The 21,955-nt window shown below is 72.0% G+C and carries 24 protein-coding genes; 13 read left to right on the top strand and 11 right to left on the bottom strand.

What is annotated here, in order from left to right; genetic code table 11:
- Positions 1–18: 18 nt before the first annotated feature.
- A complete protein-coding gene (locus ACFYW3_RS15995) occupies positions 19–975 on the top strand; it encodes a DMT family transporter (protein ID WP_389386573.1) in 957 nt (318 codons plus the stop codon).
- Here ACFYW3_RS15995 and ACFYW3_RS15990 read toward each other — a convergent pair.
- Positions 957–1,694, bottom strand: a complete 738-nt coding sequence (locus ACFYW3_RS15990) for a pyridoxamine 5'-phosphate oxidase family protein (protein ID WP_389386572.1) — start codon at positions 1,692–1,694, stop codon at positions 957–959. The genes ACFYW3_RS15995 and ACFYW3_RS15990 overlap by 19 nt on opposite strands.
- Before the next feature lie 37 nt (positions 1,695–1,731).
- Here ACFYW3_RS15990 and ACFYW3_RS15985 point away from each other — a divergent pair, with 37 nt between their 5' ends.
- Positions 1,732–3,063 (top strand): aminotransferase class I/II-fold pyridoxal phosphate-dependent enzyme, encoded by a 1,332-nt coding sequence (locus ACFYW3_RS15985; RefSeq protein ID WP_389386571.1) that lies wholly within the window; start codon positions 1,732–1,734, stop codon positions 3,061–3,063.
- Between the two features lie 168 nt (positions 3,064–3,231).
- Here the strand turns inward: ACFYW3_RS15985 and ACFYW3_RS15980 are convergent, their stop codons facing one another.
- Positions 3,232–4,425 carry an EamA family transporter gene (locus ACFYW3_RS15980; RefSeq protein ID WP_389386570.1) on the bottom strand — a complete coding sequence of 398 codons (1,194 nt, stop codon included), beginning with the start codon at positions 4,423–4,425 and terminating at the stop codon, positions 3,232–3,234.
- A gap of 73 nt (positions 4,426–4,498) precedes the next feature.
- Between ACFYW3_RS15980 and ACFYW3_RS15975 the strand changes: the two genes are divergently transcribed.
- The gene (locus tag ACFYW3_RS15975; RefSeq protein ID WP_389386569.1) at positions 4,499–5,398 is read left to right on the top strand and encodes a LysR substrate-binding domain-containing protein; all 900 of its coding nucleotides are present in this window, start codon (positions 4,499–4,501) and stop codon (positions 5,396–5,398) included.
- Positions 5,399–5,470: 72 nt separating this feature from the next.
- On the opposite strand, the gene ACFYW3_RS15970 is transcribed toward ACFYW3_RS15975, so the two are convergent.
- A complete protein-coding gene (locus tag ACFYW3_RS15970) occupies positions 5,471–5,929 on the bottom strand; it encodes a pyridoxamine 5'-phosphate oxidase family protein (RefSeq protein WP_389386600.1) in 459 nt (152 codons plus the stop codon).
- 91 nt (positions 5,930–6,020) lie between these two features.
- Here ACFYW3_RS15970 and ACFYW3_RS15965 point away from each other — a divergent pair, with 91 nt between their 5' ends.
- Positions 6,021–6,635: a cysteine hydrolase gene (locus tag ACFYW3_RS15965; protein ID WP_389386568.1), complete on the top strand. Its 615-nt coding sequence runs from the start codon at positions 6,021–6,023 to the stop codon at positions 6,633–6,635.
- 163 nt (positions 6,636–6,798) lie between these two features.
- On the opposite strand, the gene ACFYW3_RS15960 is transcribed toward ACFYW3_RS15965, so the two are convergent.
- The 4 genes from ACFYW3_RS15960 to ACFYW3_RS15945 form a co-directional block, all read right to left on the bottom strand.
- Positions 6,799–7,854 (bottom strand): aldo/keto reductase, encoded by a 1,056-nt coding sequence (locus tag ACFYW3_RS15960; protein WP_389386567.1) that lies wholly within the window; start codon positions 7,852–7,854, stop codon positions 6,799–6,801.
- 84 nt (positions 7,855–7,938) lie between these two features.
- Complete coding sequence (locus ACFYW3_RS15955; protein WP_389386566.1) at positions 7,939–8,631, bottom strand: DsbA family protein; 693 nt, start codon at positions 8,629–8,631, stop codon at positions 7,939–7,941.
- A gap of 109 nt (positions 8,632–8,740) precedes the next feature.
- Complete coding sequence (locus ACFYW3_RS15950; protein ID WP_389386565.1) at positions 8,741–9,541, bottom strand: MBL fold metallo-hydrolase; 801 nt, start codon at positions 9,539–9,541, stop codon at positions 8,741–8,743.
- A 40-nt stretch (positions 9,542–9,581) separates the two neighbouring features.
- Positions 9,582–10,520, bottom strand: a complete 939-nt coding sequence (locus ACFYW3_RS15945; RefSeq protein ID WP_389386564.1) for a DMT family transporter — start codon at positions 10,518–10,520, stop codon at positions 9,582–9,584.
- A 107-nt stretch (positions 10,521–10,627) separates the two neighbouring features.
- Here ACFYW3_RS15945 and ACFYW3_RS15940 point away from each other — a divergent pair, with 107 nt between their 5' ends.
- The 8 genes from ACFYW3_RS15940 (at position 10,628) to ACFYW3_RS15905 (ending at position 17,672) form a co-directional block, all read left to right on the top strand.
- The gene (locus ACFYW3_RS15940; protein ID WP_389386563.1) at positions 10,628–11,275 is read left to right on the top strand and encodes a TetR/AcrR family transcriptional regulator; all 648 of its coding nucleotides are present in this window, start codon (positions 10,628–10,630) and stop codon (positions 11,273–11,275) included.
- A 266-nt stretch (positions 11,276–11,541) separates the two neighbouring features.
- Positions 11,542–12,396: a HipA family kinase gene (locus ACFYW3_RS15935; RefSeq protein ID WP_389386562.1), complete on the top strand. Its 855-nt coding sequence runs from the start codon at positions 11,542–11,544 to the stop codon at positions 12,394–12,396.
- Positions 12,393–12,776, top strand: coding sequence for a DUF3037 domain-containing protein (locus ACFYW3_RS15930; protein ID WP_351755081.1), 384 nt, complete (start codon positions 12,393–12,395; stop codon positions 12,774–12,776). Before ACFYW3_RS15935 ends, ACFYW3_RS15930 begins: the two co-directional genes overlap by 4 nt.
- A gap of 174 nt (positions 12,777–12,950) precedes the next feature.
- The gene (fabG, locus tag ACFYW3_RS15925; RefSeq protein WP_053683196.1) at positions 12,951–13,712 is read left to right on the top strand and encodes a 3-oxoacyl-ACP reductase FabG; all 762 of its coding nucleotides are present in this window, start codon (positions 12,951–12,953) and stop codon (positions 13,710–13,712) included.
- Between the two features lie 34 nt (positions 13,713–13,746).
- Positions 13,747–14,508 (top strand): SDR family oxidoreductase, encoded by a 762-nt coding sequence (locus ACFYW3_RS15920; protein WP_351755084.1) that lies wholly within the window; start codon positions 13,747–13,749, stop codon positions 14,506–14,508.
- A 152-nt stretch (positions 14,509–14,660) separates the two neighbouring features.
- Positions 14,661–16,244 (top strand): ABC transporter substrate-binding protein, encoded by a 1,584-nt coding sequence (locus ACFYW3_RS15915; protein ID WP_351755086.1) that lies wholly within the window; start codon positions 14,661–14,663, stop codon positions 16,242–16,244.
- A 113-nt stretch (positions 16,245–16,357) separates the two neighbouring features.
- Positions 16,358–17,026: a uracil-DNA glycosylase gene (locus ACFYW3_RS15910; protein WP_267803070.1), complete on the top strand. Its 669-nt coding sequence runs from the start codon at positions 16,358–16,360 to the stop codon at positions 17,024–17,026.
- A gap of 97 nt (positions 17,027–17,123) precedes the next feature.
- A complete protein-coding gene (locus ACFYW3_RS15905) occupies positions 17,124–17,672 on the top strand; it encodes a hypothetical protein (protein ID WP_351755088.1) in 549 nt (182 codons plus the stop codon).
- Between the two features lie 52 nt (positions 17,673–17,724).
- Here ACFYW3_RS15905 and ACFYW3_RS15900 read toward each other — a convergent pair whose 3' ends face one another.
- Positions 17,725–18,108, bottom strand: a complete 384-nt coding sequence (locus tag ACFYW3_RS15900; protein ID WP_351755091.1) for a hypothetical protein — start codon at positions 18,106–18,108, stop codon at positions 17,725–17,727.
- 300 nt (positions 18,109–18,408) lie between these two features.
- Complete coding sequence (locus tag ACFYW3_RS15895) at positions 18,409–18,930, bottom strand: DinB family protein (RefSeq protein WP_351755094.1); 522 nt, start codon at positions 18,928–18,930, stop codon at positions 18,409–18,411.
- Between the two features lie 84 nt (positions 18,931–19,014).
- Here ACFYW3_RS15895 and ACFYW3_RS15890 point away from each other — a divergent pair, with 84 nt between their 5' ends.
- Complete coding sequence (locus ACFYW3_RS15890) at positions 19,015–19,920, top strand: Gfo/Idh/MocA family protein (RefSeq protein WP_389386561.1); 906 nt, start codon at positions 19,015–19,017, stop codon at positions 19,918–19,920.
- On the opposite strand, the gene lnt is transcribed toward ACFYW3_RS15890, so the two are convergent.
- A complete protein-coding gene (gene lnt, locus ACFYW3_RS15885; protein ID WP_389386560.1) occupies positions 19,865–21,409 on the bottom strand; it encodes an apolipoprotein N-acyltransferase in 1,545 nt (514 codons plus the stop codon). The genes ACFYW3_RS15890 and lnt overlap by 56 nt on opposite strands.
- Positions 21,410–21,463: 54 nt before the next feature.
- Positions 21,464–21,931 (bottom strand): nuclear transport factor 2 family protein, encoded by a 468-nt coding sequence (locus tag ACFYW3_RS15880; protein ID WP_351755102.1) that lies wholly within the window; start codon positions 21,929–21,931, stop codon positions 21,464–21,466.
- Between the last annotated feature and the right edge of the window lie 24 nt (positions 21,932–21,955).

Here is a 21,955-nt window from a genome sequence, read left to right as displayed (position 1 = left end):
GCATGCGCGGAGTCACACGTGTCGAACCATTCGCCCGTCGCCGGGCGCAGTCTTCTCTCCCTCGTCGTCGCCGGAGCCGCCTGGGGAACCGCCGGGGCGGCCGCCTCGCTGCTGTTCCTCGCCAGTGATCTCGGACCGCTGGCCCTGTCGTTCTGGCGGTGCGCGGGCGGGCTCGTGGTCCTGCTCGCCGTCCTCGCGGTCCGTCGCCGCGGGACCGTCCTGCCGAGGCCCTCGGCCGGCTCGCTGATCGCCACCGGACTGATGTTCACCCTGTTCCAGGCCGCGTACTTCGCGGCCGTGCGGGAAACCGGTCTGGCCGTCGGAACCGTGGTCACCCTGGGGGCCGGGCCCGTCCTGATCACGGTCGGCGCCCGGTACTGGATGGGCGAGCGGCTCGGACGCGGTGGGATCGTCGCCGTCGGCGGGGCGCTGGCCGGGCTGGCGGTGCTGGTGCTGGGCAGCGGCGGCGGCGAGGTGCGGCCGATCGGCGTCGGCTGGGCGCTGCTGTCGGCCGCCGGCTACGCCGCCATGACCCTGCGGGCCCGCCGGCTCGGGCAGCGCGGGGCCGGCGGGGACCCGCTGGTCACCACCGCGTGGTCGGTGGCGGTGGGCACGGTGTGCCTGCTGCCGCTCGCCGCTGTGGAAGGTCTGCTCCCGCACACCGCCGAACTCGGTCGGGTGCTCTGGCTGCTCGTGTACGTGGCCACCGTGCCGACGGCGCTGGCGTACGCGCTCTACTTCCACGGGGCCGCCGCCGTACGGGCCGCCACGGTGTCGGTGATCATGCTGATCGAGCCGGTGAGCGCGGCGGCGATCGCCGTTCTGGTGCTCGGGGAACGGCTGACCGGGGCCGTGATCCTGGGCACCGTACTGCTGTTGACGGCCGTCGGGGCGCTGATCGTCGCCGAGGCGCGGAGGCCGGTGGGCGGTCCGGTGGTCCGGCCCGCCCCGGTGGCTCAGAGCGCGGCGAGGTAGTCCGGGACGGCGACGCCGGGGGTCAGGTCGGCGGCCGGGACCGGCGTCCCGTACGCCGGCGCGACCGGGACCACGCCCGACCAGAAGGGCAGGCCCAGGTCCTCGGCGTCGTCGCTCGGCCCGCCCGTTCGCAGCTTCGCGGACACCTCGGTCAGGTCCAGCCGGATCACGGCGGTGGCCGCGAGCTCCTTGGCCGTGGGGGGCCGGCAGTCGGCGGACCGGCCGGGCACGACCTGGTCGACCAGGGCGTCGAGCGCCTTCCGGCACTCCTGCTCGTCGGTGACCTGGTGGGCGGTGCCGTGGATGACCACCGAGCGGTAGTTCAGGGAGTGGTGGAAGGCCGACCGGGCCAGCACCAGGCCGTCGACGTGCGTCACGGTCACGCAGACCGGCAGACCCGGATCGGTCTTCCCCGCCGCTCGCAGCGGGCGGGACCCCGTCGAGCCGTGGAGGTAGAGGGCGTCGCCGATCCGGCCGAACAGCGTGGGCAGGACCACCGGCGCGCCGTCGCGCACGAAGCCGAGGTGGCAGACGTAGGCCTGGTCGAGTATCGCGTGCACGGTCTCGTGGTCGTAGCGTGCCCGGTCCCGGGAACGCGTCGGGACGGTGCGGTCGGTGGGTTCGTACGCGGAGCTCGTCCGCGCGGTCGACTGCGCGGTCGTCCGCGCGGCGGTCGGCGTGGTCGGCTCGGTCGGCTCGGTGGCGGGCGTGGCGTTCATGATGCGAACTCCGTTGTACTAGTGCATAATGTGGTTTGTGCTAGGAGACTATCGGATCGTAGGGCGTCGCGCATCGGACATCGCGGCCAGTGTCGAAACGGGCATCGGATCGGGCGCGCTCCCCCCGGGAACGCTGCTGCCGCCGATGCGGGAGCTCGCCGGAGTGCTCGGGGTGAACCCGAACACCGTGGCCGCCGCCTACCGGACCCTGCGCGAGCGCGGGGTCATCGAGACGGACGGCCGACGCGGCAGCCGCGTCAGGTCGCGGCCGGCGAGCGCGCCCCGCGACGCGCTGCGCATGGACATCCCGCCCGGCGTGCGCGACGTCGCCTCGGGCAACCCGGACGTCTCGCTGCTGCCCTCGCTGGAGGGAGCCCTGGCCGCCGCCGCCCGACGGTACGCGCGGACGCCCACCCTGTACGGAACCGACCCGGTAGCCCCGGAGTTGGCGGCCCTCGCCCGCGCCGGCCTCGACGCCGACGGGGTGCCGGCCGGGCCCGTCGGGCTCACCTCGGGCGCCCTCGACGGCATCGAACGCGTACTGGCCGCCCACCTGCGCCCCGGCGACGCCGTGGCCGTGGAGGACCCGGGCTGGGGGAGCGTGCTGGACCTGGCGCCCGCGCTGGGGCTGCGGGTGCTGCCGGTCGCCGTGGACGACGAGGGGCCGCGGCCGGAGGCGGTGGCGCGGGCCCTGGCGGACGGGGCACGAGCGCTGGTGGTCACGGCCAGGGCGCAGAACCCGACGGGCGCGGCGGTGAGCGCGCACCGGGCCGGGGAACTGCGGGAGTTGCTGGCCCTCCACCCGGAGGTGCTGGTCCTCGACGACGACCACGGACACGGGATCGTGGACCTGCCGTTGCAGTGCCTGGGCGGGTTCACCCGACACTGGGCGCTGGTCCGGTCCACCGCCAAGGCCTACGGGCCGGACCTGCGACTCGCGGTGCTGACGGGAGACACGGTCACGATGGACCGGGTGAGGGGACGGCAGCGGCTGGGGCCGGGTTGGGTGAGCCGGCTGCTCCAGTACGCGGTGGTCGAACTGTGGACCACGGGCGCGGTGGACGCGCCCGCCGTGGCGCGGTCGTACGGGGAACGGCGGGACGGGCTCGTCGCGGCCCTGGAGCGGCGCGGGGTGCGGGCGTACGGGCGCAGCGGGATGAACGTGTGGGTACCGGTCGCCGACGAGACGGGGGCGGTGGCGCGGCTGCTGGGGGCGGGCTGGGCGGTGGCGCCGGGGGCGCGGTTCCGGGTGGAGAGCGGGCCCGGGGTGCGGATCACCGTGTCCGGGCTCGGGGCGGCGGAGGTGGCGGGGCTGGCGGACGCGGTGGCCGACGCGGTGCGGCCGGCGGTGGGAGGGCGCTTCGACTGAGGCGGGGCGCTCCGCCGGGTGCTCCGCCGGGTGCTCCGCCGGGGGTTGGGGCGGGGTGCGGGGTGCGGGGCCGGGTCGGTGGTCGGCCCGGCCCCGGCCGTTGCGCCGTTCGGTCGGTGGGCGGGTGCGGCGCCGTTGCCGGGGGCTCCGCCCCCGGACCCCCGCGCCTCAAACGCCGGCGGGGCTGGTTGGGGCGGGGTCGGTTGTGGTGGGGAGGGCGGTGTCGAGGGCGGAGCCGACCGGGCTGGTTGGGGTGGGGTCGGTTGTGGCGGGGCTGACCTGGCTGGTTGGGGCAGGGTCGGAGCCGGCGGGGCTGGTTGGGGTGGGGGCGGTTGTGGCGGGGCTGACCTGGCTGGTTGGCGCGGGGGCGGAGCCGGTGGGGGCGGTCTTGGTGGGGGGCTTCGGGGCGCGGGTCTGGGTGAGGGCCGCGCCGGCCAGGACGATGGCCGCGCCGACCGGGGTGTTCCAGTGGAGCTGCTCGCCCAGGACCAGGACGCCCGCCGTGGTGGCGATGACGGGGATGAAGTAGGTGACCATCTGTGCGGTGGTCGGGCCGACCTCCGTCACCAGCCCGTACTGCATCTGCAGGGCCAATCCGGTGCCGAGGGCGCCCAGGGCGATCACCGACAGGGTCGGCCAGAGCGGGAACGAGTGGGGCGCCGAGGTGAACAGGGCACTCACCAGCAGCAGTTGAACCGTCGAGATGCCGAGCTGCGCGCCGGTCAGGGCCACCGGCGAGCCGGGGGTGCCGGCCAGGGTGCGGCGGACGTAGATCCAGCCGATCGGGTAGCAGAGCGAGGCCAGCAGGGCGAGCGCGGTGCCCGTGGCGTCGACTCCCGAGAAGCCCTGCCAGGCTCCGAGGACGGTGAGCACGCCGAGGAAGCCGAGGCCCAGCCCGGCGAACCGGCGGCGGGTGGGGCGGTCCTCGGACAGGGCCACCAGGGAGAGGGCCATGCCCCACAGGGGGGAGGTCGCGTTGCAGATGCCGGCCAGGCTGGAGGGGATGCTCAGTTCGGCGTACGCGAAGAGCGAGAACGGCGCGGTGTTGAGCAGGAGCGCCGCCACCGTCAGGTGGGCCCAGGTCCGCCGACCCCGGGGGAGCCGCTCACGGCGCAGCAACAGGACCGTGAGCAGCGCGAGGGCGCCGAAGGCGACCCGGCCGAGAGCGACCTGGAACGGGGCGTAGGCCTCCGTGCCCACCTTGATCAGCAGGAAGCTGAAGCCCCAGATCGCCGAGAGGACGGCGAAACGGATCCGCCAGTCGAGGCCGCCCCGGCGAGGGGCGGGCGGTGCGGCGGCGGTGATCGGCAGGGGATCGGGGAGGGCCTCGGCGGCCGGTCTCGGGGTGGTGGGTGCGCTCATGGGTTTACTCTGTGCCGTCCGACGCATTAGAACAAGCGAGAATACGTGGGGCTCTCGTCGTAGCATTGCTTACATGTTGAACCTGGAGCGCCTGCGCACCCTCGATGCCTTCGCCCGCCACGGCTCGGTCGGCGGCGCGGCGGACGGGCTGCACGTCACCACGTCCGCGGTCTCCCAGCAGATGGCCAAGTTGGAGCGGGAGGTGGGTCAGCCGCTGCTGGCCAAGAACGGGCGGGGGGTACGGCTGACCGACGCCGGGCGCCTGCTCGCCGACCACGCGGCCCGGATCCTCTCCCAGGTCGAACTCGCCCAGGCCGAGGTCGAGGCCCAACGTGGTTGTGCGGTGGGGGAGTTGCAGATCGGAGCCTTTCCGACCGCCATGCGCGGACTGCTGCCCGGGGCGCTGACGGCGCTGCGCACGGGGCACCCCGACCTCCGTACCCGGGTGCGGGAGCAGGAGCCGGGGGAGAGCATGGCCGCGGTGGTGCGCGGCGATCTCGACCTGGCGCTGGCCATCGACTGGCACAACAAGCGGATGCCGGTGCCCGTCGAGCTCACCCGCTGCCATCTGCTGGAGGACTCCGTCGACATCGCGGTGCCGGCCGGTCACCGGCACGCCGGGCGCTCCCTGGTCTCGCTGGCCGACTTCGCCGACGAGGAGTGGATCTCCTGGAACGAGGGCCAGTTCTGTCACGAGTGGCTGGTGTTCACCCTGCGCGGCATCGGCATCGAGCCCCGCATCGCGCACATCGCCGAGGAGCACCACACCCAACTGGCCTTCGTCGAAGCGGGACTCGGCGTGTGCGTGACCCCCCGACTGGGGCGCGGCCCCGTCCCGTCCGGGGTGCGACTGCTGCCGGTGAGCGACGCCGTCCGCCGGCACGTGTACGTCGTCTGGCGGGCGGACGCCGACCGGCGGCCCTCCGTCCGGGCCGCCGTCGAAGCCCTCAAGGCCACCGCCTCGACGCTGTAGGACCGTCGTCGGGGCCCTCAAGGCGACCGCCTCGACGCTGTAGGACCGCCACGTGCGGCCCGGAGCGTGGCTCTAGAGCTTGCGGAAGTCCCACGAGACGATCGACTCCGGGGTGAGTCGTATCCAGGCGTGGCGCCCGTCGTGCGGCATCTCCTCGATCCCGAAGTTCTTCACCGGGAAGAGGCGTTCGGCCTCCGCCAGCTCCGGGCACGGCTCTCCCGTGCGGGGAGCCTCGCCCACGAAGACCGCACTGCCGGACAGCTCGACCCCGCGCAGTTCGTCGTAGGCCTCGCCCGCGTCCACGACCACCGAGATCCGAGGGTCCTCGCGCAGGTCGGACCAGCGGCGGCTGCGCGTGATCGAGTACAACCACAGGGAACTCCCGTCCCATGCGAACCACAGGGCTCCGACGTGGGGGCGTCCGTCCGGGGAGACGGTGGCCACCCGGCAGGTGCGCTGCTCGCGCAGGAAGGCGTCCACCTCCACGTCGGTCATCATGATGCGGCGGCCCCGCCGTTGCGTCCGGTCCACGCGTGTCTCGTCCATCCGTCCCGCGCCCCTTCACATCTGACTGTGTGTCAGGAATCATGCGGGCTCTTCGGTCGTCACGCCAGGGGGAGCCATGCCGGAATTCGATCCCGCCACCACCGCGCTGCTCACCGTCGAATGCCAGAACGGCGTCGTCGGCGAGGAGAGCGCCCTGCCCGAGCTGGCCAAGGAGGCCCGCGACTCGGGGATGCTGGACCGGGTGGCCGCGCTGGTCGACGCCGCACGGGGAGCGGGCGTACAGGTGCTGCACGCCGTCGCGGAGCGGCGGGCGGACGGGCTCGGTGCCAACGCCAACGCCCGGCTTTTCCGGGCCGCCGGCAAGCTCCCGGTGCGCCAACTCAGCGGGAGCCGCGCGGTCGAGATCGCCGCCCCCATCGTGGTGGCCGAGCGGGACCTGGTCGTGCGCCGGCTCCACGGGCTCTCCCCGATGGCCGGCACCGACCTGGATGCCCTGCTGCGCAACCTCGGTGTCCGCACCCTCGTCGTCACCGGGGTCTCCTCGAACATCGCGATCCCCAACACCGTCTTCGACGCCGTGAACCTCGGCTACCGGGTGGTGGTCCCGTCCGACGCGATCACCGGGGTACCCGCGGCGTACACCGCCGAGGTGATCCGCAACGCGCTGGCGCTGGTCGCCACCATCACCACGACGCGCGAGTTGCTCGACGGGTGGGTCGGGCCGCGCTGACCGACGGTGACCTGGTCGGATGCTGTCCGAAGCCCTTGCGACCCGCTACGTCACGCCCCCTGCGGGAGGGCGGCTCGCCGCCGGGGATCGTCGAGGCCGATGATCTCGACACCTACGTCATGTAGGCGGCCCGAAGGGAGCCCCTCGCCGATGCGGGGGGGCGTCAGCCCACCGGTGCGACCGGGGTGATGACGCGGCTGGTGTTGCCCCCCTGGATGCTGCCCAGGGATCCGGCGATCGCCTCGTGGGGAACTCCGAGGGGCACCGCGCTGACTTCCGACAGGCGGGCGAACTGCTCGGGGGTCAGTTGGACGTCCAGAGCGCCCAGGTAGTGATCGAGCTGGGTGAGGTCGCGCGGCCCGATGACCGGGATGAGCGAGGTCGCGGCCCGGGCGGCACGCTCCCGCACCCAGGCCACCGACACCTGGGCCGGCGTCACGCCGATCTCCTCGGCGATGGCCAGGACGGCATCGACGACGGCGGTCTTCTGGGCGGTGTTCTCCGTGTGGATGACCGCCCCCAGGTCGGTGAGGCGCCCCTTGGTGCTGCGGCGGTACTTTCCGGTGAGCAGTCCGCCGCCGAGCGGGGACCACAGGGCGGCGCCGAGTCCGAGGCTCTCGGCCATCGGCAGCAGCTCGCGGTCGGCAGTCCGCTCGACGAGGCTGTACTCGTTCTGGATTCCCACAATCGGTGCCCAGTGCTTCAGGTCCGCGAGGGTCACCGCCCGGGAGGCACGCCAGGCGGGGAAGTTGGACAGGGCAGCGTAGTGGATCTTGCCGGACCGCACCAGGTCGTCGAGCCCACGCAGAATCTCGTCCATGGGCGTGAGCTCGTCGGGGAAGTGCACCCAGAGCAGGTCGATGTAGTCGGTACCCAGGCGTTTCAGGCTGGCCTGCACCGACGCGACCATGTTCTTGCGGCTGTTTCCCGTCTTGGAGACAGTCGGCTGCGGTGTGGCACCGAGGGTGAACTTGGTGGCCAGGACGAAGTGGTCCCGGTCGGCGGAGATGAACTTCCCTGTCAGCTCTTCCGACTCGCCGAACTGGTAGGTGTCCGCGGTGTCGAGGAATGTGCCGCCCGCTTCGGCGAATCGGTCGAATATGCGGCGTGCCTCGTCCGGCTCGGCGCCGGCGCCCCAGCGGGTGCCGAAGTTCGCCGTGCCGAGCGCGTACTCGGACACGCGCAGTCCGGTCCGGTGTCCGAAGGTCGTGTAACGCATCAGAGGTCCTTACTCAAGGGTCGGTAGGGGCAAGTGGTGGTGCGGCGGGGGTGTGCCTCACGCCGCGTTCGTCCGGCCGCGGTGTCAGGCCGTGACAGTCGCCAGGAGAAGGTCCTCGTAGATCATCGGGTCGTCGGATTCGATCACCGGGAAGCCGACGCCGTAGGAGCCTTCCCAGCGCACGTCGATCCCGGGGTTGGCCCAGTCGCTGCCGTCGGGCAGGAACAGGTGCGGGCTGCAACTGACCGCCTCGGTACGGGCGATCGCGGTCTGGCCGGAGAGGTTGCTGCGGGCACGGCCGTCGTCCAGGGCCTCCGCCAGCGCCGTCACGTCGACGACACCGGTCTGCGCGGCCACGTCCAGGATGACCGTGCGGTGGCTGACGGACCGCGACTCGGCCCAGAACGCCTTCCGCAGGCCGAGGTCGAGCTGTTCGGACGCCGCGAGGGACTGCTCCTTGGCGGCCTGGATCGCCTCCAGCGCGGGCAGCATGGTGGAGGGGTAGAGCCAGTCCTTGGCCTGCCAGAGCTGCCAGCCGGCCGCGGGCTCCAGACTGGCCATCCGGCCCACCTCGCTGTCGGTTCCGGGGCGGGGGCTGGGCGCGTCGTTGAGGAGCTCAAGGGGGAAGGCCCGCAGGTCGAAGCTGACTTGGGTTTCGAGTCCGAGCCGCTTGCGCGTGGCGTGCAGACGGTGGATGGCGATGTGCGCGAACGAACACCAGATGTCCGAGAAGACGGTGATGACGCCCGGCGGCGGTGTCAGGGGTGCGATGGTCAACGGTGGCTCCGAGGGGTGTCGAGGAAGTGTGGAGTGGTGGTTCAGGGCTCAGCGGTCGCTGCCGAGGTTCGAGAGCTCGACGGTGGCGGGGAGTCGAGGGCCCGGACGGTCAGGGGGCGGCTCGGGCGCCGTGCGCGTCCAAGGCGGCGTCGAGGTCGACGTCCGCGCCCGGGAGCCATGCCGGCAGGAACGGGATGCGGGCCATGGACTCCATCAGGGAGGTGACCATCCGGCCCTCCACCGTCGGTCCGTGGGCGGACAGCAGCCGGGCCGGGGAGAGGGAGGACACCGCCTGGACGGTGCGGAGGAACTTCTCCGGGTCGACGAGGGCCGTCCACGGGGCGATCGCCCGGTTCAGGACGTCGAAGCCCTCGAAGAATTCCTTGACGTCGGCGTCACCGACGTGCTGCACGGTTTCAGGCATGACGGTGCCGAAACTGTCCGAGCTGAACAGCGTGCCGGCCTCGTGGTCGAATACCGCGAGCGTGCCCGGCGAGTCGAACGTGGGAGGCCGGTGGAAGCTGACGGTCCGGTCACCGATCGATATCCGGCTCCCGGAGTTCACCGTCACCACCCGCTCACGCGGGATCTCGAATTCCTCGGACAGCCGGGTGAGTGATATCCCGTTCGTGACGACCTTGGCGCCGGGAGCGCGGTCGAGTATCCGTGCCAGGCTCCCGGTGTGGTCCCGGTCGTCATGGGTGAGGGCGATCCACCGCAGATCGGCGGGGTCCACCAGGGACCACAGGGCTTCTTCGAACGCGTCCCGGTCCACGGGCATGCCCGTGTCCACCAGCATCGGCTGCTCACCGCGCAGCAGGTAGGCGTTGACCGGTTGCAGGCCTGAGCCGGGTATCGGCAGTGCAGAGGGCAGGGCGTGCAGTTCGGGCCCTACGGCGTAGGTCTCCACGAGGAACAGCCTTCTCTCTCAGGGTCGTACGAGCGCGAGCTCAGGCGAGTTGGATGGCCAGCGATCCGGCGAGCAGCAGGCCGAGTCCCGTCAGACGCGGCACGCTCAGCACCCGGGTCGGCAGCCGGAACATGCCCCAGTGGTCGATCAGGGCGGAGGTCAGCTGCTGGCCGGTCACGGTCAGCCCGACGGTCACCGCGGCGCCGATCTCGGGGATCAGCAGGAACGTGCCGGTGACGTAGCCCGCGGCGCAGGCTCCGCCGAGCCAGCCCCACCAGGGCATCGCCTTCAGTGGGGCCAACTGCGGCTTGGGGGTCTTGTCCGTCAGGCGCAGCACCAGCAGGACGACGGCGATGGTGAGCGCGGCCACCGTGAAGCTGAAGGCCGCCACCGTGATCGGGGCGCCCAGACCATGCCGGAGCTCGGCGTTGACCGCGCCCTGAACCGGGAGTACACCGCCGGCGACGATGCCCAGGGCGATCCATCCGGTTCGGCCCGGGCCCGACATCGTCGGGGCTCCGGGCGGGGCGGTCGTCTGCTGTCCCCGGATGATCACGATGATGCCCGCGAGGACCGCGAGGGCGCCGAGCGCGATGCCCGGGCTCAGGTCCTTCTTCTCCAGCCCGAGGAGGCCGCCCAGGTCGAGGACCAAGGAGGAGAACATCTGCCCCGTGACGAACAGCCCGACCGAGGCCAGGGCTCCCAGCCGGGGGAAGAGCAGGATGGCGCTGGTGATGTAGAGGGGGCTGGCCAGGCCGCCCAGCAGATGCCACCACTCGACGCCGGGGAGCTTCCCGAGTGCGCCGAGTGAGCCGGTCACTGCCGCCAGGACCACCAGGAGTGCGGCGGCCACGCCCAGTTGGACCGTGGAGGCGCCGTAAGGGGTTCCCACGGCCTTGTTCAGTTGCAGGTTGACCGACGCCTGGACGGCCAGGAGGCACCCAACCAGGAGGGCTGCCGCGAGCAGCGCAGCGTTCATCTCGTTCTCCCCCACATTAAACGGACGGTCGTCCCAGTTAGCGTAGACCAGGGCATGCTAAACGGACAAGCCGTCCACTTGGCGTTCCAGGAAGTAAGGTGACCCGCATGAGTAACGGCGACGAGCATCCCGCCCCGCCCGCGGTCCTCCGCAGTGATCTCCAGGCGGCACCCCGAGGCGCCACCGCACCCCGGCAGCGCGCCGACGCGGTGCGCAACCGCGCACAGATCCTCTCCGCCGCGGAACTGCTCTTCACCGCACACGATCCGAGCACCGTGACGATGGAGCGGATCGCGAAGGCCGCGGGCGTCGGCCGCGCGACCCTCTACCGCTCGTTCCCCGACCCGTCCTCCGTCGCCACCGCCCTCCTGGACGAGCACGAACGCCGGCTACAGGGGCAGATGATCTACGGCCCCCCGCCGCTGGGACCGGGGGCACCCCCCGCCGAACGACTGGCCGCGTTCTACATCGCCTACCTGGACCTGATCCGGCGGCATCTGCCCCTCGCGTTGGGCGCGGAAACCGGGCCCGCCCGCTACGGCACCGGCGCCTACGGTTTCTGGCGCCTCCATGTGCGCACCCTGCTCATCGCCGGCGGATCCCCGGACCCCGACGCGCTCGCCGACATCGCCCTCGGCCCCTTGGCCCCGCAGCTCTACCACCATCAGCACAACACTCTGGGCATCCCCCACGAGCGCATCGCCCAGGCCCTCTCCGTGTTCGCCCGGCACCTCCTGGACCCCGGTCGGCCCTGAACCCGCACTGCCCACCACCAGGCCGCCGACCATGCAAGACACCGAACTCCGAGTACGCCCGAGCGAACCCGGGCCGTACCCGTGCCGTCGTGAATCCCGATGGCTTCCGGTGGGGACGCGAGTACCCGTCGCCGACCGGGTCCCCGACCCTTCGGCACATGCGGCCGAGCGTTCCCCGGTTGTGGCTGGTGGAGACTGGTGACGGGCGAGCAATGTCGGGGCGGCACCTTGGAGATGCAGGCCTGCGGCCCATGTAGCCTGGGAAGATGTTGACAGAAGTCACGGCGACCCGCTATGTCACGCCGCTGCGCGAGGGTGGCTCGCTTCCCGGTATCGTCGAGGCCGACGATCTCGGCACCTACGTCATGAAGTTCACCGGAGCCGGCCAGGGCCGCAAGACCCTGGTCGCCGAGGTCGTGTGCGGCCGGCTGGCCCAGCGGCTGGGCCTGCGGGTCCCGCGGCTGGTGCAGATGCAGCTCGACCCCGTCATCGGGCTCGGCGAGCCCGACCAGGAGGTTCAGGAACTCCTCAAGGCCAGCGGCGGATTGAACCTCGGCATGGACTACCTGCCCGGTTCGATCGGCTTCGACCCGCTCGCGTACCAGGTGGACCCCGTCGAGGCCGGACGCGTGGTCTGGTTCGACGCCCTGGTCAACAACGTCGACCGGTCCTGGCGCAACCCGAACCTCCTGGTCTGGCACGGCGACCTGTGGCTCATCGACCACGGCGCCACCATGATCTGGCAGCACAACTGGCCGACCGCCCGGGCCGCCGCCGCCAAGCCCTACAACGCCTCCGACCACGTCCTGGCCCCCGTCGGACCCGACATCGCCGGCGCCGCCGCGGAGCTCGCGCCGCTGGTGACGAGGGAGCTGCTCGCCGAGGTGACCGCCGACGTGCCGGACGAGTGGCTGGTCGACGAGCCCGGCTTCGACTCCACGGACGCCGTGCGACGCGCCTATGCGGACGCGTTGCTCCCGCGAGCGGCCGGCATCCACGAGAGGATCACGATGGAGGCCGAGGTCCGGCCGAGGTCGGGTCCGCCCGGGTGGCTGGCCGAGCGCCTCGCGCCGCCGCGCGCCAAGACCGAGCCCGACGAGAAGAAGAGCGACAGCGAGTGATCAAGCGGGACGTGTTCGAGTACGCGCTGGTGCGTGTGGTGCCCCGGATGGAGCGCGGCGAGTGTTTCAACGCCGGCGTGATCGTCTACTGCCGGGCGCACTCCTACGTCGCCGCGCGCATCCACCTCGACGAGGGCAAGCTGCTCGCCCTCGACCCCGGGGCCGACGTGACCGGCGTACGGGCCGCCCTGCTCGGGGTCGAGGGACTGTGCGCGGGCGGCGAGTCGGCCGGTCAGGCGGCGGGCGACGAGCCCGGCCGCAGGTTCCGCTGGCTGATCGCCCCGCGCAGCACCGTGGTGCAGCCGGGTCCGGTGCACACCGGACTGACGGCCGACCCGGAGGCCGAGGTGGAACGGCTGCTGGAGCTGCTGGTGCGCTGAGCGCGGCGGCCCCTGCGACGATCGGCGCGCGACCCGGGGTGCCCGTCGGACCGACGCCGTTGACACCGGGTGCCAGGGCTCCTAGCGTCTGTCCAGCCGAAGCTACTAAGCGGTTGCTCACCTATGAGGGGCCGCGTCGGCGCACCGAGGATTCCAAGCGCGAGGAGATCCAGCATGTCCACCACCGAGCAGCGCGTCGCGATCGTCACCGGGGCGGCCCGGGGCATCGGCGCGGCCACCGCCGTACGCCTGGCCGCCGAAGGCCGGGCGGTCGCCGTACTCGACCTGGACGAGGCGGCCTGCAAGGACACCGTCGAGGCGATCACGGCGGCCGGCGGCAGGGCCGTCGCGATCGGCTGCGACGTCTCCGACAGCGCGCAGGTGGAGGCGGCCGTCGAGCGCGTGGCGAGCACGCTCGGCGCCCCGACCATCCTGGTCAACAACGCGGGCGTGCTCCGCGACAACCTGCTCTTCAAGATGAGCGCCACCGACTGGGACACGGTCATGAACGTGCACCTGCGGGGCGCTTTCCTGATGGCGCGGGCCTGTCAGAAGTACATGGTGGAGGCCAAGTTCGGCCGCGTCGTGAACCTCTCCAGCAGCTCCGCCCTCGGCAACCGCGGCCAGGCCAACTACTCCGCCGCGAAGGCCGGTCTGCAGGGCTTCACCAAGACCCTGGCCATCGAGCTCGGGAAGTTCGGCGTGACCGCCAACGCCGTCGCCCCCGGCTTCATCGCCACCGAGATGACCGCCCAGACGGCCGCCCGGGTCGGCATGGGCTTCGAGGACTTCCAGGCCGCCGCCGCCACCCAGATCCCCGTGCAGCGCGTCGGCAACCCGGACGACATCGCCAACGCGATCGCCTTCTTCACGGGCGACGCGGCCGGCTTCGTCTCCGGGCAGGTCCTGTACGTGGCCGGCGGCCCGCTCAACTGACGCGCGGCGACGAACGAGAGGCAGGGCGTACGGCATGACGTACAGCGGCAACGACAGCGGCAGGGTCGCACTGATCACCGGGGCGAGCCGGGGCATCGGCTACGGCATCGCGGAGGCACTGGTCGCCCGGGGCGACCGGGTGTGCATCACCGGGCGCAACGAGGACACCCTCAAGGAGGCCGTCGAGCGGCTCGGGGCGGACCGGGTGCTCGGCGTCGCCGGGAAGGCGCACGACGAGGCCCACCAGGCCGTCGCCGTGGAGCGGACGATGGAGGCCTTCGGCCGGGTCGACTTCCTGATCAACAACGCCGGCACCAACCCGGTCTTCGGGCCGATCGCGGACCTGGACCTGGGCGTCGCGCGCAAGGTCTTCGAGACGAACGTGATCTCGGCGCTCGGTTTCGCGCAACGGACCTGGCACGCCTGGCAGAAGGACAACGGCGGGGCGATCGTGAACATCGCCTCCATCGCCGGCGTCTCCGCCTCGCCCTTCATCGGCGCGTACGGGATGAGCAAGGCCGCCATGGTCAACCTCACCCTGCAGCTCGCGCACGAAATGGCGCCGGGCGTGCGGGTCAACGCCATCGCCCCCGCGGTGGTGAAGACGAAGTTCGCGCAGGCGCTCTACGAGGGTCGTGAGCAGGAGGCCGCGGCGGCCTATCCGCTCGGGCGACTCGGGGTCCCGGAGGACATCGGGGGCGCCGCGGCCTTTCTTACATCTGCACAAGCGGAATGGATCACGGGGCAAACTCTGGTCGTCGACGGGGGAATGTTCCTCAATGCCGGGGTGCACTGACCGATAACCGGACGCATTTGCCTCCCAGAGGGAGGCAAATGCGTACCGAATGTGCACGTAATCGGTCAAGTGCCTCACGAAACCTGCCCATTGGATTTGTGAGGCACTGCGGTAGGGTCTGCCGCACCCCTGGCTGATCGAGGAGCGTGCACGTGTTCAACCGGACCAGATGCCTGCAGATCACTGCGGCCCTTGCGTCCATATCCCTGCTCGCCGGATGCGGTCTGCTTTCCGACGACAGCGGCGACGACAAGAAGCGGATCGTCGTCGGTACGATGAGCCAGCCGAGCACCCTCGACCCCGCCGCGGCATGGGACGGCTCCTGGGAGCTGTACCGGAACATCTACCAGACGCTCCTGGCGTTCCCCACGGGCTCCACCCAGCCCCAGCCGGACGCCGCCCAGGCCTGCGAGTTCACCGACTCCCGCAACGAGTCCTACCGCTGCACCCTGAAGAAGGGCCTCAAGTTCTCCAACGGGGATCCGCTGGACGCCAAGGCCGTCAAGCACTCCCTCGACCGGATCCGGACGATCAACTCCCAGGTCGGCCCGAAGGACCTCTTCGGCAGCCTGGACAAGATCGAGACCCCCGACGCGGCGACGGTGGTCTTCCACCTGAACACCCCGGACGCGACCTTCCCGTACGTCCTCGGCTCGCCGGCCGCCTCGCTCGTCCCGCCGAAGGAGTACCCGGCGGACAAGGTGCGCGAGGAGGGCAAGACCATCGGCTCCGGCCCCTACGTCCTCGACTCGTACACCGAGGGCAGCGAAGCGGTCCTCAGCCGCAACGCGAGCTACACGGGCTTCGCCAACCGTCGCAACGACGGGGTGACCATCCGCTACTTCGCGGACTCCAAGAAGATGGTCGCGGCCCTGAAGTCCAAGGAGATCGACGCCACCTACCGAGGCCTGTCCGCCGCGGAGGTCAAGGACCTGCAGACGCCCGCGTCCCACGAGGTCGGCATCCAGGTCGTCGAGAACGTCGGCGCCGAGATCCGCTACCTCGTCTTCAACCCCAAGGACCCGCAGGTCGCCAAGCTGCCGGTGCGCCAGGCCATCGCCCAGGTCATCGACCGCGGAGCGCTCGTGGCCAAGGTCTACCAGGGCACGGCCGAACCGCTGTACTCGATGGTCCCCAAGGGCACCGTCGCCCACCGGACGCCGTTCTACGACCTGTACGGCCACTCGGACGTCGAGAAGGCGAAGAAGATCCTCCGCGAGGCCGGGATCACCCAGAAGGTCGAGCTGACCTTCTGGTACACGACCGACCGGTACGGCCCCTCCACCGCCGAGGAGTTCACCGAGATCAAGCGGCAGCTCGAAGAGAGCGACCTCTTCAAGATCAACCTGCGCGGCCAGCCCTGGAAGGCCTTCCAGGCGGGCTACAAGAAGGGCGAGTATCCGGTCTTCGGCCGAGGCTGGTTCCCCGACTTCCCGGACCCGGACAACTTCATCGCCCCGTTCGTCGGCAAGCAGAACGCGGTCGGCACCCCGTACGAGCCCGCGCCCATCATGAACGAGCTGCTGCCCAAGTCCCGCCGCGAGAGCGACCGGGCCGCCGGCGTCAAGGAGTTCGAGGAGGCCCAGCAGATCTTCGCCCAGGACGTCCGGCTGCTGCCGCTGTGGCAGGGCAAGCTGTACGTCGGCACACGCGAGGACATCGCCGGCGCCGAGCGGGCCCTCGACCCGCAGACCGTCATGCAGATGTGGGAGTTCTACCGCAAGACCAGCTGGTAGCGGACACCGGGCGGGCAGCCGGACGAGGCGTTGTCAGTGGCTCCCGGTAGGTTCTGGGCAGTTGCACCGCGCAGTTGCCCGATCCTGTACCGGAGGTTGTAGACGTGACCCAGATGCTGCCCGAGTCCTGGCTCCCCGCTGTCGGCGGGGAGCTGGACCAGCCCTACTTCAAAGAGCTCACCGAGTTCGTCGAGAAGGAGCGGGCGAACGGGCCGGTCTACCCGCCCCGCGACCAGGTCCTCGCGGCCCTGGAGGCCACGCCGTTCGACAAGGTGAAGGTCCTGGTCCTCGGCCAGGACCCCTACCACGGCGCCGGCCAGGGACACGGCCTGTGCTTCTCCGTGCGGCCCGGGGTCAAGACCCCGCCCTCGCTGCGCAACATCTACAAGGAGATGAAGGAGGAGCTCGGCCTCCCCGTCCCGGACAACGGGTACCTGATGCCGTGGGCCGAGCAGGGCGTCCTGCTGCTCAACGCGGTGCTCACCGTCCGCGAGGCCGAGCCCAACTCGCACAAGGGCAAGGGCTGGGAGAAGTTCACCGACGCGGTGATCAGGGCCGTCTCCGCGCGTCCCGACCCGGTCGTGTTCGTGCTCTGGGGCGCGTACGCCCAGAAGAAGATCCCGCTGATCGACGAGGACCGGCACGTGATCGTCAAGGGCGCCCACCCGTCGCCGCTGTCGGCCAAGAAGTTCTTCGGGTCCCGCCCCTTCACACAGATCAACGAAGCCGTCGCCGCCCAGGGGCATGAGCCGATCGACTGGCGTATCCCGGACCTTGGCTGACGCCACACCCCGCCTGGACGTCGCGGGCGGTGCCTGCGGTTAGCGTCGTGACGATCAGACCGGAGAGCAGGTCTGGCAGAGCCAGCCGGAGGCCGCGTTGACGGAGCAGCAGGAGGCGTCCGAGGACGCCGTCATGACCAGGATCGGCCAGGCCGTCATCCTGCTGCACGCCGGGGACCGCGAGGAGGCCCGCAATCGCCTGGGGGAGATCTGGTCCGAGATCGGCGAGGCGGGTCCCCCGCTCCACCGGTGCACCCTCGCGCACTACATGGCCGACGCGCAGGACGACCCCGCCGACGAACTGGCCTGGGACCTGCGGGCACTGACCGCCGCCGACGGGCCGACCGCCACCGACGGTCCGCCCGCGGGCCCACCGGGCGCCCGGTCCCCGCGCGGTGCCCGCGACCCGCATCAGGCGGTCCGGGTGTTCTACCCGTCGCTGCACCTCAACCTGGCCGCCGACTACGTGAAACTGCGTCGACCGGAGGCGGCCCGGGTCCACCTCGCCCGGGCCCGCGCGGCCACCGGCGCGCTCGCCGACGACGGCTACGGCGACCGGGTCAGGGCCGCCATCGCCCGGCTGGAGCTGCGGCTCGCGACGGAGCCGGGGGAGAGGCCCCGACCCTTCCCGGAGCAGTCTCCGTAGCCCCCGGGGCCGGGGAGGCGGTACGGGGCCCGGGAGGCCGTACGGGGAACCCTCAGCCGCCCTGGACGCCCGCGCAGATCCGGGCCTCCGGGCTGTCGGGGTGCCAGCGCCCGTGGCGACGGCCCATCGCGCACACGTCCGCCGGGCGTACCGGCAACTCCCGCATCAACTCCCGCGGCGCCTTCGCGTCGGGCCGGGGCCGGTGCGCACGGTCCCCCGGACGGCCGTCGGCGTGCCCCGGGGGACGCTCGCCCCGCCGGCGGGGCTCCGGGATGTCCGGGACCGGCGGCGCGGCCCGATCGGGCTCCGCGGGCGTACGGGGCGCCCTCGGCGGCTCGCCCCGGCTGCCGGTCGTCGAAGCGGTCGCGGCCGCCGGATGCCCCGGCTCCCGCGGGACCGCCCGCAGTGCCTCCAGGGCGGGCGCCTGGACGACCACCGGGAGGGCTCCCGGTTCGCCGCGCGGCTCGTGCCGCGGCGGCGACCCCGCGGGGGGCACCGCCGGGAGCCCCGCCGGAGCGGGGGGCACGTTCACGCAGCCGGAGACAGCCGAGACGGCACAGGCCACTCCGAGCAGTAGTTTTGTCGTGGTTCGGGTTGGATGCACGCGCGCAACTCTGCTGTGCGAGGACCCGGTTGCGAAAACCCTGGGACGATATTGCCCCCGCACGGGTGACGGCCGGCCCCCGGTGCGCCGTCGGTTGACGGCCGGAGCGCGATCCGGCCGAGACCGGGGCCGCTACTCGCCCGTGGCGCCGTCGATGTGCTCGCGCAACAGGTCCGCGTGACCGTTGTGGCGGGCGTACTCCTCGATCATGTGGGTGTACACCCAGCGCAGGCTGAACACCTCGCCCCGGCGGTGACTCTCGGGCCGCGAGACCAGGTCCAGGGAACGACCCTGCACCGACTGCCGGGCCAGCTCGATCTCGGTCTGCCACACCCGCTCGGCCTCGCTCCAGGTGTCCTCGGCGGTGAACCGGAAATCGCCGTCCACGTTGTCGGGCGTCGAGTACAGGTCGGGGAGCTCCTCGCCGAGCATGATCTCGCGGAACCAGTAGCGTTCGACCTCGGCCATGTGCCGGACGAGGCCCAACAGGCTGAGTTCGGAGGGCGCGAGCGCGCTGCGGCGCAGTTGCTCGTCCCCGAGTCCCTCGCACTTCCAGGCCAACGTGGAGCGGTGGTAGTCGAGCCAGCCGTCCAACATGTCCCGCTCGTTCGCGGTGGTGGAGGGTTCGGGGCGGTGGGATCCGGAGTTGGTCATGCGCCCCATCCTCAGCGACCGCAGCCCCTGTCACCAGGGATTAAGCTGCGAGCGTCCGACAAGGAACGAACCTGGAGGCTCCCGGTGAAGGTTGGCGTCATCGGACTCGGCGACATCGCCCGCAAGGCGTACCTGCCCGTCCTCACCGCCCGTCCGGGAGTGGAGCTGCACCTGCAGACCCGCACCCCCGCCACGCTGGAGCGGATCGGCGCGATCCACCACGTCCCGGCCGAGCGCCGGCACACCACGCTCGACGCCCTGCTCTCCGCCGGACTCGACGCGGCCTTCGTGCACGCGCCGACCGACGCCCACCCGCAGATCGTGGGGCGTCTGCTGGAGGCGGGCGTGCCCACCTACGTGGACAAGCCCCTGGCCTACGAGTTCGAGGACTCGCGGCGGCTGGTCGAGCTGGCCGAGGAGCGCGGGACCTCCCTCGCCGTGGGCTTCAACCGGCGCCACGCCCCCGGGTACGCGCAGTGCGTCGACCACCCGCGCGAGCTGATCGTCATGCAGAAGAACAGGGTCGGGCTGCCCGAGGATCCGAGGACGCTGGTCCTGGACGACTTCATCCACGTCGTCGACACCCTGCGGTTCCTGGTGCCCGGAGACGCCGACCACGTCGACGTCCGGGCCGTGGTGCGCGAGGGGCTGATGCATCAGGTGGTGCTCCAGATGTCCGGCGACGGGTTCACCGCCCTCGGCATCATGAACCGGCAGTCCGGGTCGACCGAGGAGATCCTGGAGGTGTCCGGACAGGACACCAAGCGGCAGGTCGTCAACCTCGCCGAGATCATCGACCACAAGGGCCAGCCGACCGTGCGCAGGCGCGGCGACTGGGTGCCGGTCGCCCGCCAGCGGGGCATCGAACAGGTGGTGGACGCCTTCCTGGAAGCCGTCGAGGCCGGCACGACGCTCAGCGCCCGGGACGCCCTCCTCACCCACGAGCTGTGTGAACGGGTGGTGCGCTCGGCTCTGGAGCAGGCTTCCTGAGCGAAGGCGTCCACCGGGCCGCGCAGAACGCCGCCAGGGCGGCGAGGGCCGCGCCCACCGGCCAGTCCCCGAAGCGCACGTAGAGCGTGGAGCCGGTGGCCAGCGGCACCTCGTACACGTGGGCGGTGCTCGCCGAGGTGGCGAGGGACGGGCCGACCCGCTCACCGGCCGGACCGTGCACCTCGCTGATGCCGGTGAGGGTGGCGTGCACCACCGGGCGGCCGGTCTCGGCGGCGCGCAGCGCGGCGAGCGAGGCGTGCTGGGCCGGGGCCCAGCTGTCCTGGAAGCTTGACGTCGCGGACTGTGCGACGAGCAGGGCGGCGCCGTCACGCGTCAGGTGCCGGCTCATGTCGGGGAACGCGGACTCGAAACAGACCAGCGGACCGAGCAGGAGCCCGGGCCGGCCCGGCAGCGGCATCAGCACGGGGGAGTCGCCCCGCACCCGGTCCTCGCCCGCCGCCTTGCCGACCGAGGTGGCCCAGCCGAACAGCGCCCGGGCGGGCACGTACTCGCCGAAGGGAACCAGCCGCATCTTGTCGTACCGGTCGCCGGTCGGACCCTGGGGTCCGATCAGGACGGAACTCTTGCGGATCCCGGCGCCGTCGCCCCGCCGCGCGTCCACGTTCACCAGCAGGGGAGCCCTCACCTCGGCGGCCAGCGCCGTCAACCGGCGCTCCAGGTCCGGGCGGGCCTCCAGGTCCGCCCCGACGCTGCTCTCGCCCCACACCACCAGGTCGGGGTGTTGGCCCGCCAGGGTCCGGGTCAGCCGCTCCCCGACGTCGAACCGGTGCTCGGCGCTGTCCGGCCCGTCCGCGACGACCCCCGGCTGGACCACGGCCACGCGCAGCCCGCCGGTCACCTCCGGGCGCGGCACCCACAGCCACACCACCCCCGTGAGCACCGCACACCCGGTCACCCCGGCCACCGCCGGGACACGCGCCCCGGGCACCGCGAGCAGCAGCACCAGCGCGCAGTTCACCGCCACCACCAGCAGGCTCACCAGCCACACCCCGCCCACGGAAGCCAGCAGGAGCGCCGGCGGCACCTGCCACTGGCTCGCCCCGAGCAGCCCCCACGGCCCGCCCAAGCCCTGCCAGGACCGGATCAACTCCGACAGCAGCCACCCCGCCGGTACGAGGGCCAGGGCGGCCGCCGCACGACCGGCGGCCGGGACCCCGCCGAGCAACTCCCTCACCAACAGTGCCCAGGGGATCCACAGCAGCCCCAGCAGGGCCGCCACCGCGACCAGGAACACGTGCATGCTCGGCAGCAGCCAGTGGTGCACGGCGAAGATGAACCCGGCGCCGCCGAGCCACCCCTCCAGGGCCGCGCGCCGCCCGGTGGGGGCGGACCTCAGCAGCAGCATCCAGGGCACGAGGGCGACGTAGGCGAACCACCAGAGCCCGGGCGAGGGGAAGGCGAGGGCGGGCAGCGCTCCGGCGGCCACGGCTGCCGCCGCCCGCCACCACCGGTTCCACCTCGAGATCATGACGCGCCTCCGCTTCCAGTGTGGAACGGCCGGACCGGATCAGCCCGGCCGGGGCTACGCGGACATGTACCGCCACTTCTCGTGCACGGTGACCGAGGTGAGCCGCCAGCCGTCCCGGGTCCGGGCCAGCGCGAACGCGTACCGCCCGGCGGCGACGAAATTGGGGGAGGTGACCGTCCCGTCGAACTCCTCCCCTGCCAGCCGCATCGGGTTGAGGAAGTCCGCCCGCACTTCGGCCGAGTCGCCGGGCGAACCGCCCAGGTCCTCCAGCCGGATCAGCCGGTTGACGATCAGGTGCTGGCGCACCGGGAACAGCAGCATGGTCCGGGCGAGCCATTCGGCCACCTCGCCGGCGGGCCCCTCCACCCCGCCGGCCGAGCTGTAGTCGGCCCGCCCGGTCGGTGTGAACAGGGCGCGGTAGGCGTCCCAGTCACCGTCGTCGACGGCCGCCGCGTACCCCGACACCACCTCGTCGACGGCCAGCCGGTCCATCAACGTCCCGAGATCCACACGCTGCGTCATCGGGACAGTCTGGGGGCGTACGCC

This window comes from Streptomyces sp. NPDC002602 (assembly GCF_042889445.1).
Lineage (GTDB): Bacteria > Actinomycetota > Actinomycetes > Streptomycetales > Streptomycetaceae > Streptomyces.
This window is presented reverse-complemented; position numbering and strand designations above follow the sequence as displayed.

Bases quoted from the DNA above. Each gene is read 5' to 3' on its own strand.
- ACFYW3_RS15980 (WP_389386570.1), bottom strand. From the start codon at position 4,425: ATGAGCGCACCCACCACCCCGAGACCGGCCGCCGAGGCCCTCCCCGAT.
- ACFYW3_RS15920 (WP_351755084.1), top strand. From the start codon at position 13,747: ATGACGTACAGCGGCAACGACAGCGGCAGGGTCGCACTGATCACCGGG.
- ACFYW3_RS15960 (WP_389386567.1), bottom strand. From the start codon at position 7,854: ATGCGTTACACGACCTTCGGACACCGGACCGGACTGCGCGTGTCCGAG.
- ACFYW3_RS15965 (WP_389386568.1), top strand. From the start codon at position 6,021: ATGCCGGAATTCGATCCCGCCACCACCGCGCTGCTCACCGTCGAATGC.
- ACFYW3_RS15880 (WP_351755102.1), bottom strand. From the start codon at position 21,931: ATGACGCAGCGTGTGGATCTCGGGACGTTGATGGACCGGCTGGCCGTC.
- fabG (WP_053683196.1), top strand. From the start codon at position 12,951: ATGTCCACCACCGAGCAGCGCGTCGCGATCGTCACCGGGGCGGCCCGG.
- ACFYW3_RS15975 (WP_389386569.1), top strand. From the start codon at position 4,499: ATGTTGAACCTGGAGCGCCTGCGCACCCTCGATGCCTTCGCCCGCCAC.
- ACFYW3_RS15895 (WP_351755094.1), bottom strand. From the start codon at position 18,930: ATGACCAACTCCGGATCCCACCGCCCCGAACCCTCCACCACCGCGAAC.
- lnt (WP_389386560.1), bottom strand. From the start codon at position 21,409: ATGATCTCGAGGTGGAACCGGTGGTGGCGGGCGGCGGCAGCCGTGGCC.
- ACFYW3_RS15940 (WP_389386563.1), top strand. From the start codon at position 10,628: ATGAGTAACGGCGACGAGCATCCCGCCCCGCCCGCGGTCCTCCGCAGT.
- ACFYW3_RS15990 (WP_389386572.1), bottom strand. From the start codon at position 1,694: ATGAACGCCACGCCCGCCACCGAGCCGACCGAGCCGACCACGCCGACC.
- ACFYW3_RS15945 (WP_389386564.1), bottom strand. From the start codon at position 10,520: ATGAACGCTGCGCTGCTCGCGGCAGCCCTCCTGGTTGGGTGCCTCCTG.
- ACFYW3_RS15935 (WP_389386562.1), top strand. From the start codon at position 11,542: ATGTTGACAGAAGTCACGGCGACCCGCTATGTCACGCCGCTGCGCGAG.
- ACFYW3_RS15910 (WP_267803070.1), top strand. From the start codon at position 16,358: ATGCTGCCCGAGTCCTGGCTCCCCGCTGTCGGCGGGGAGCTGGACCAG.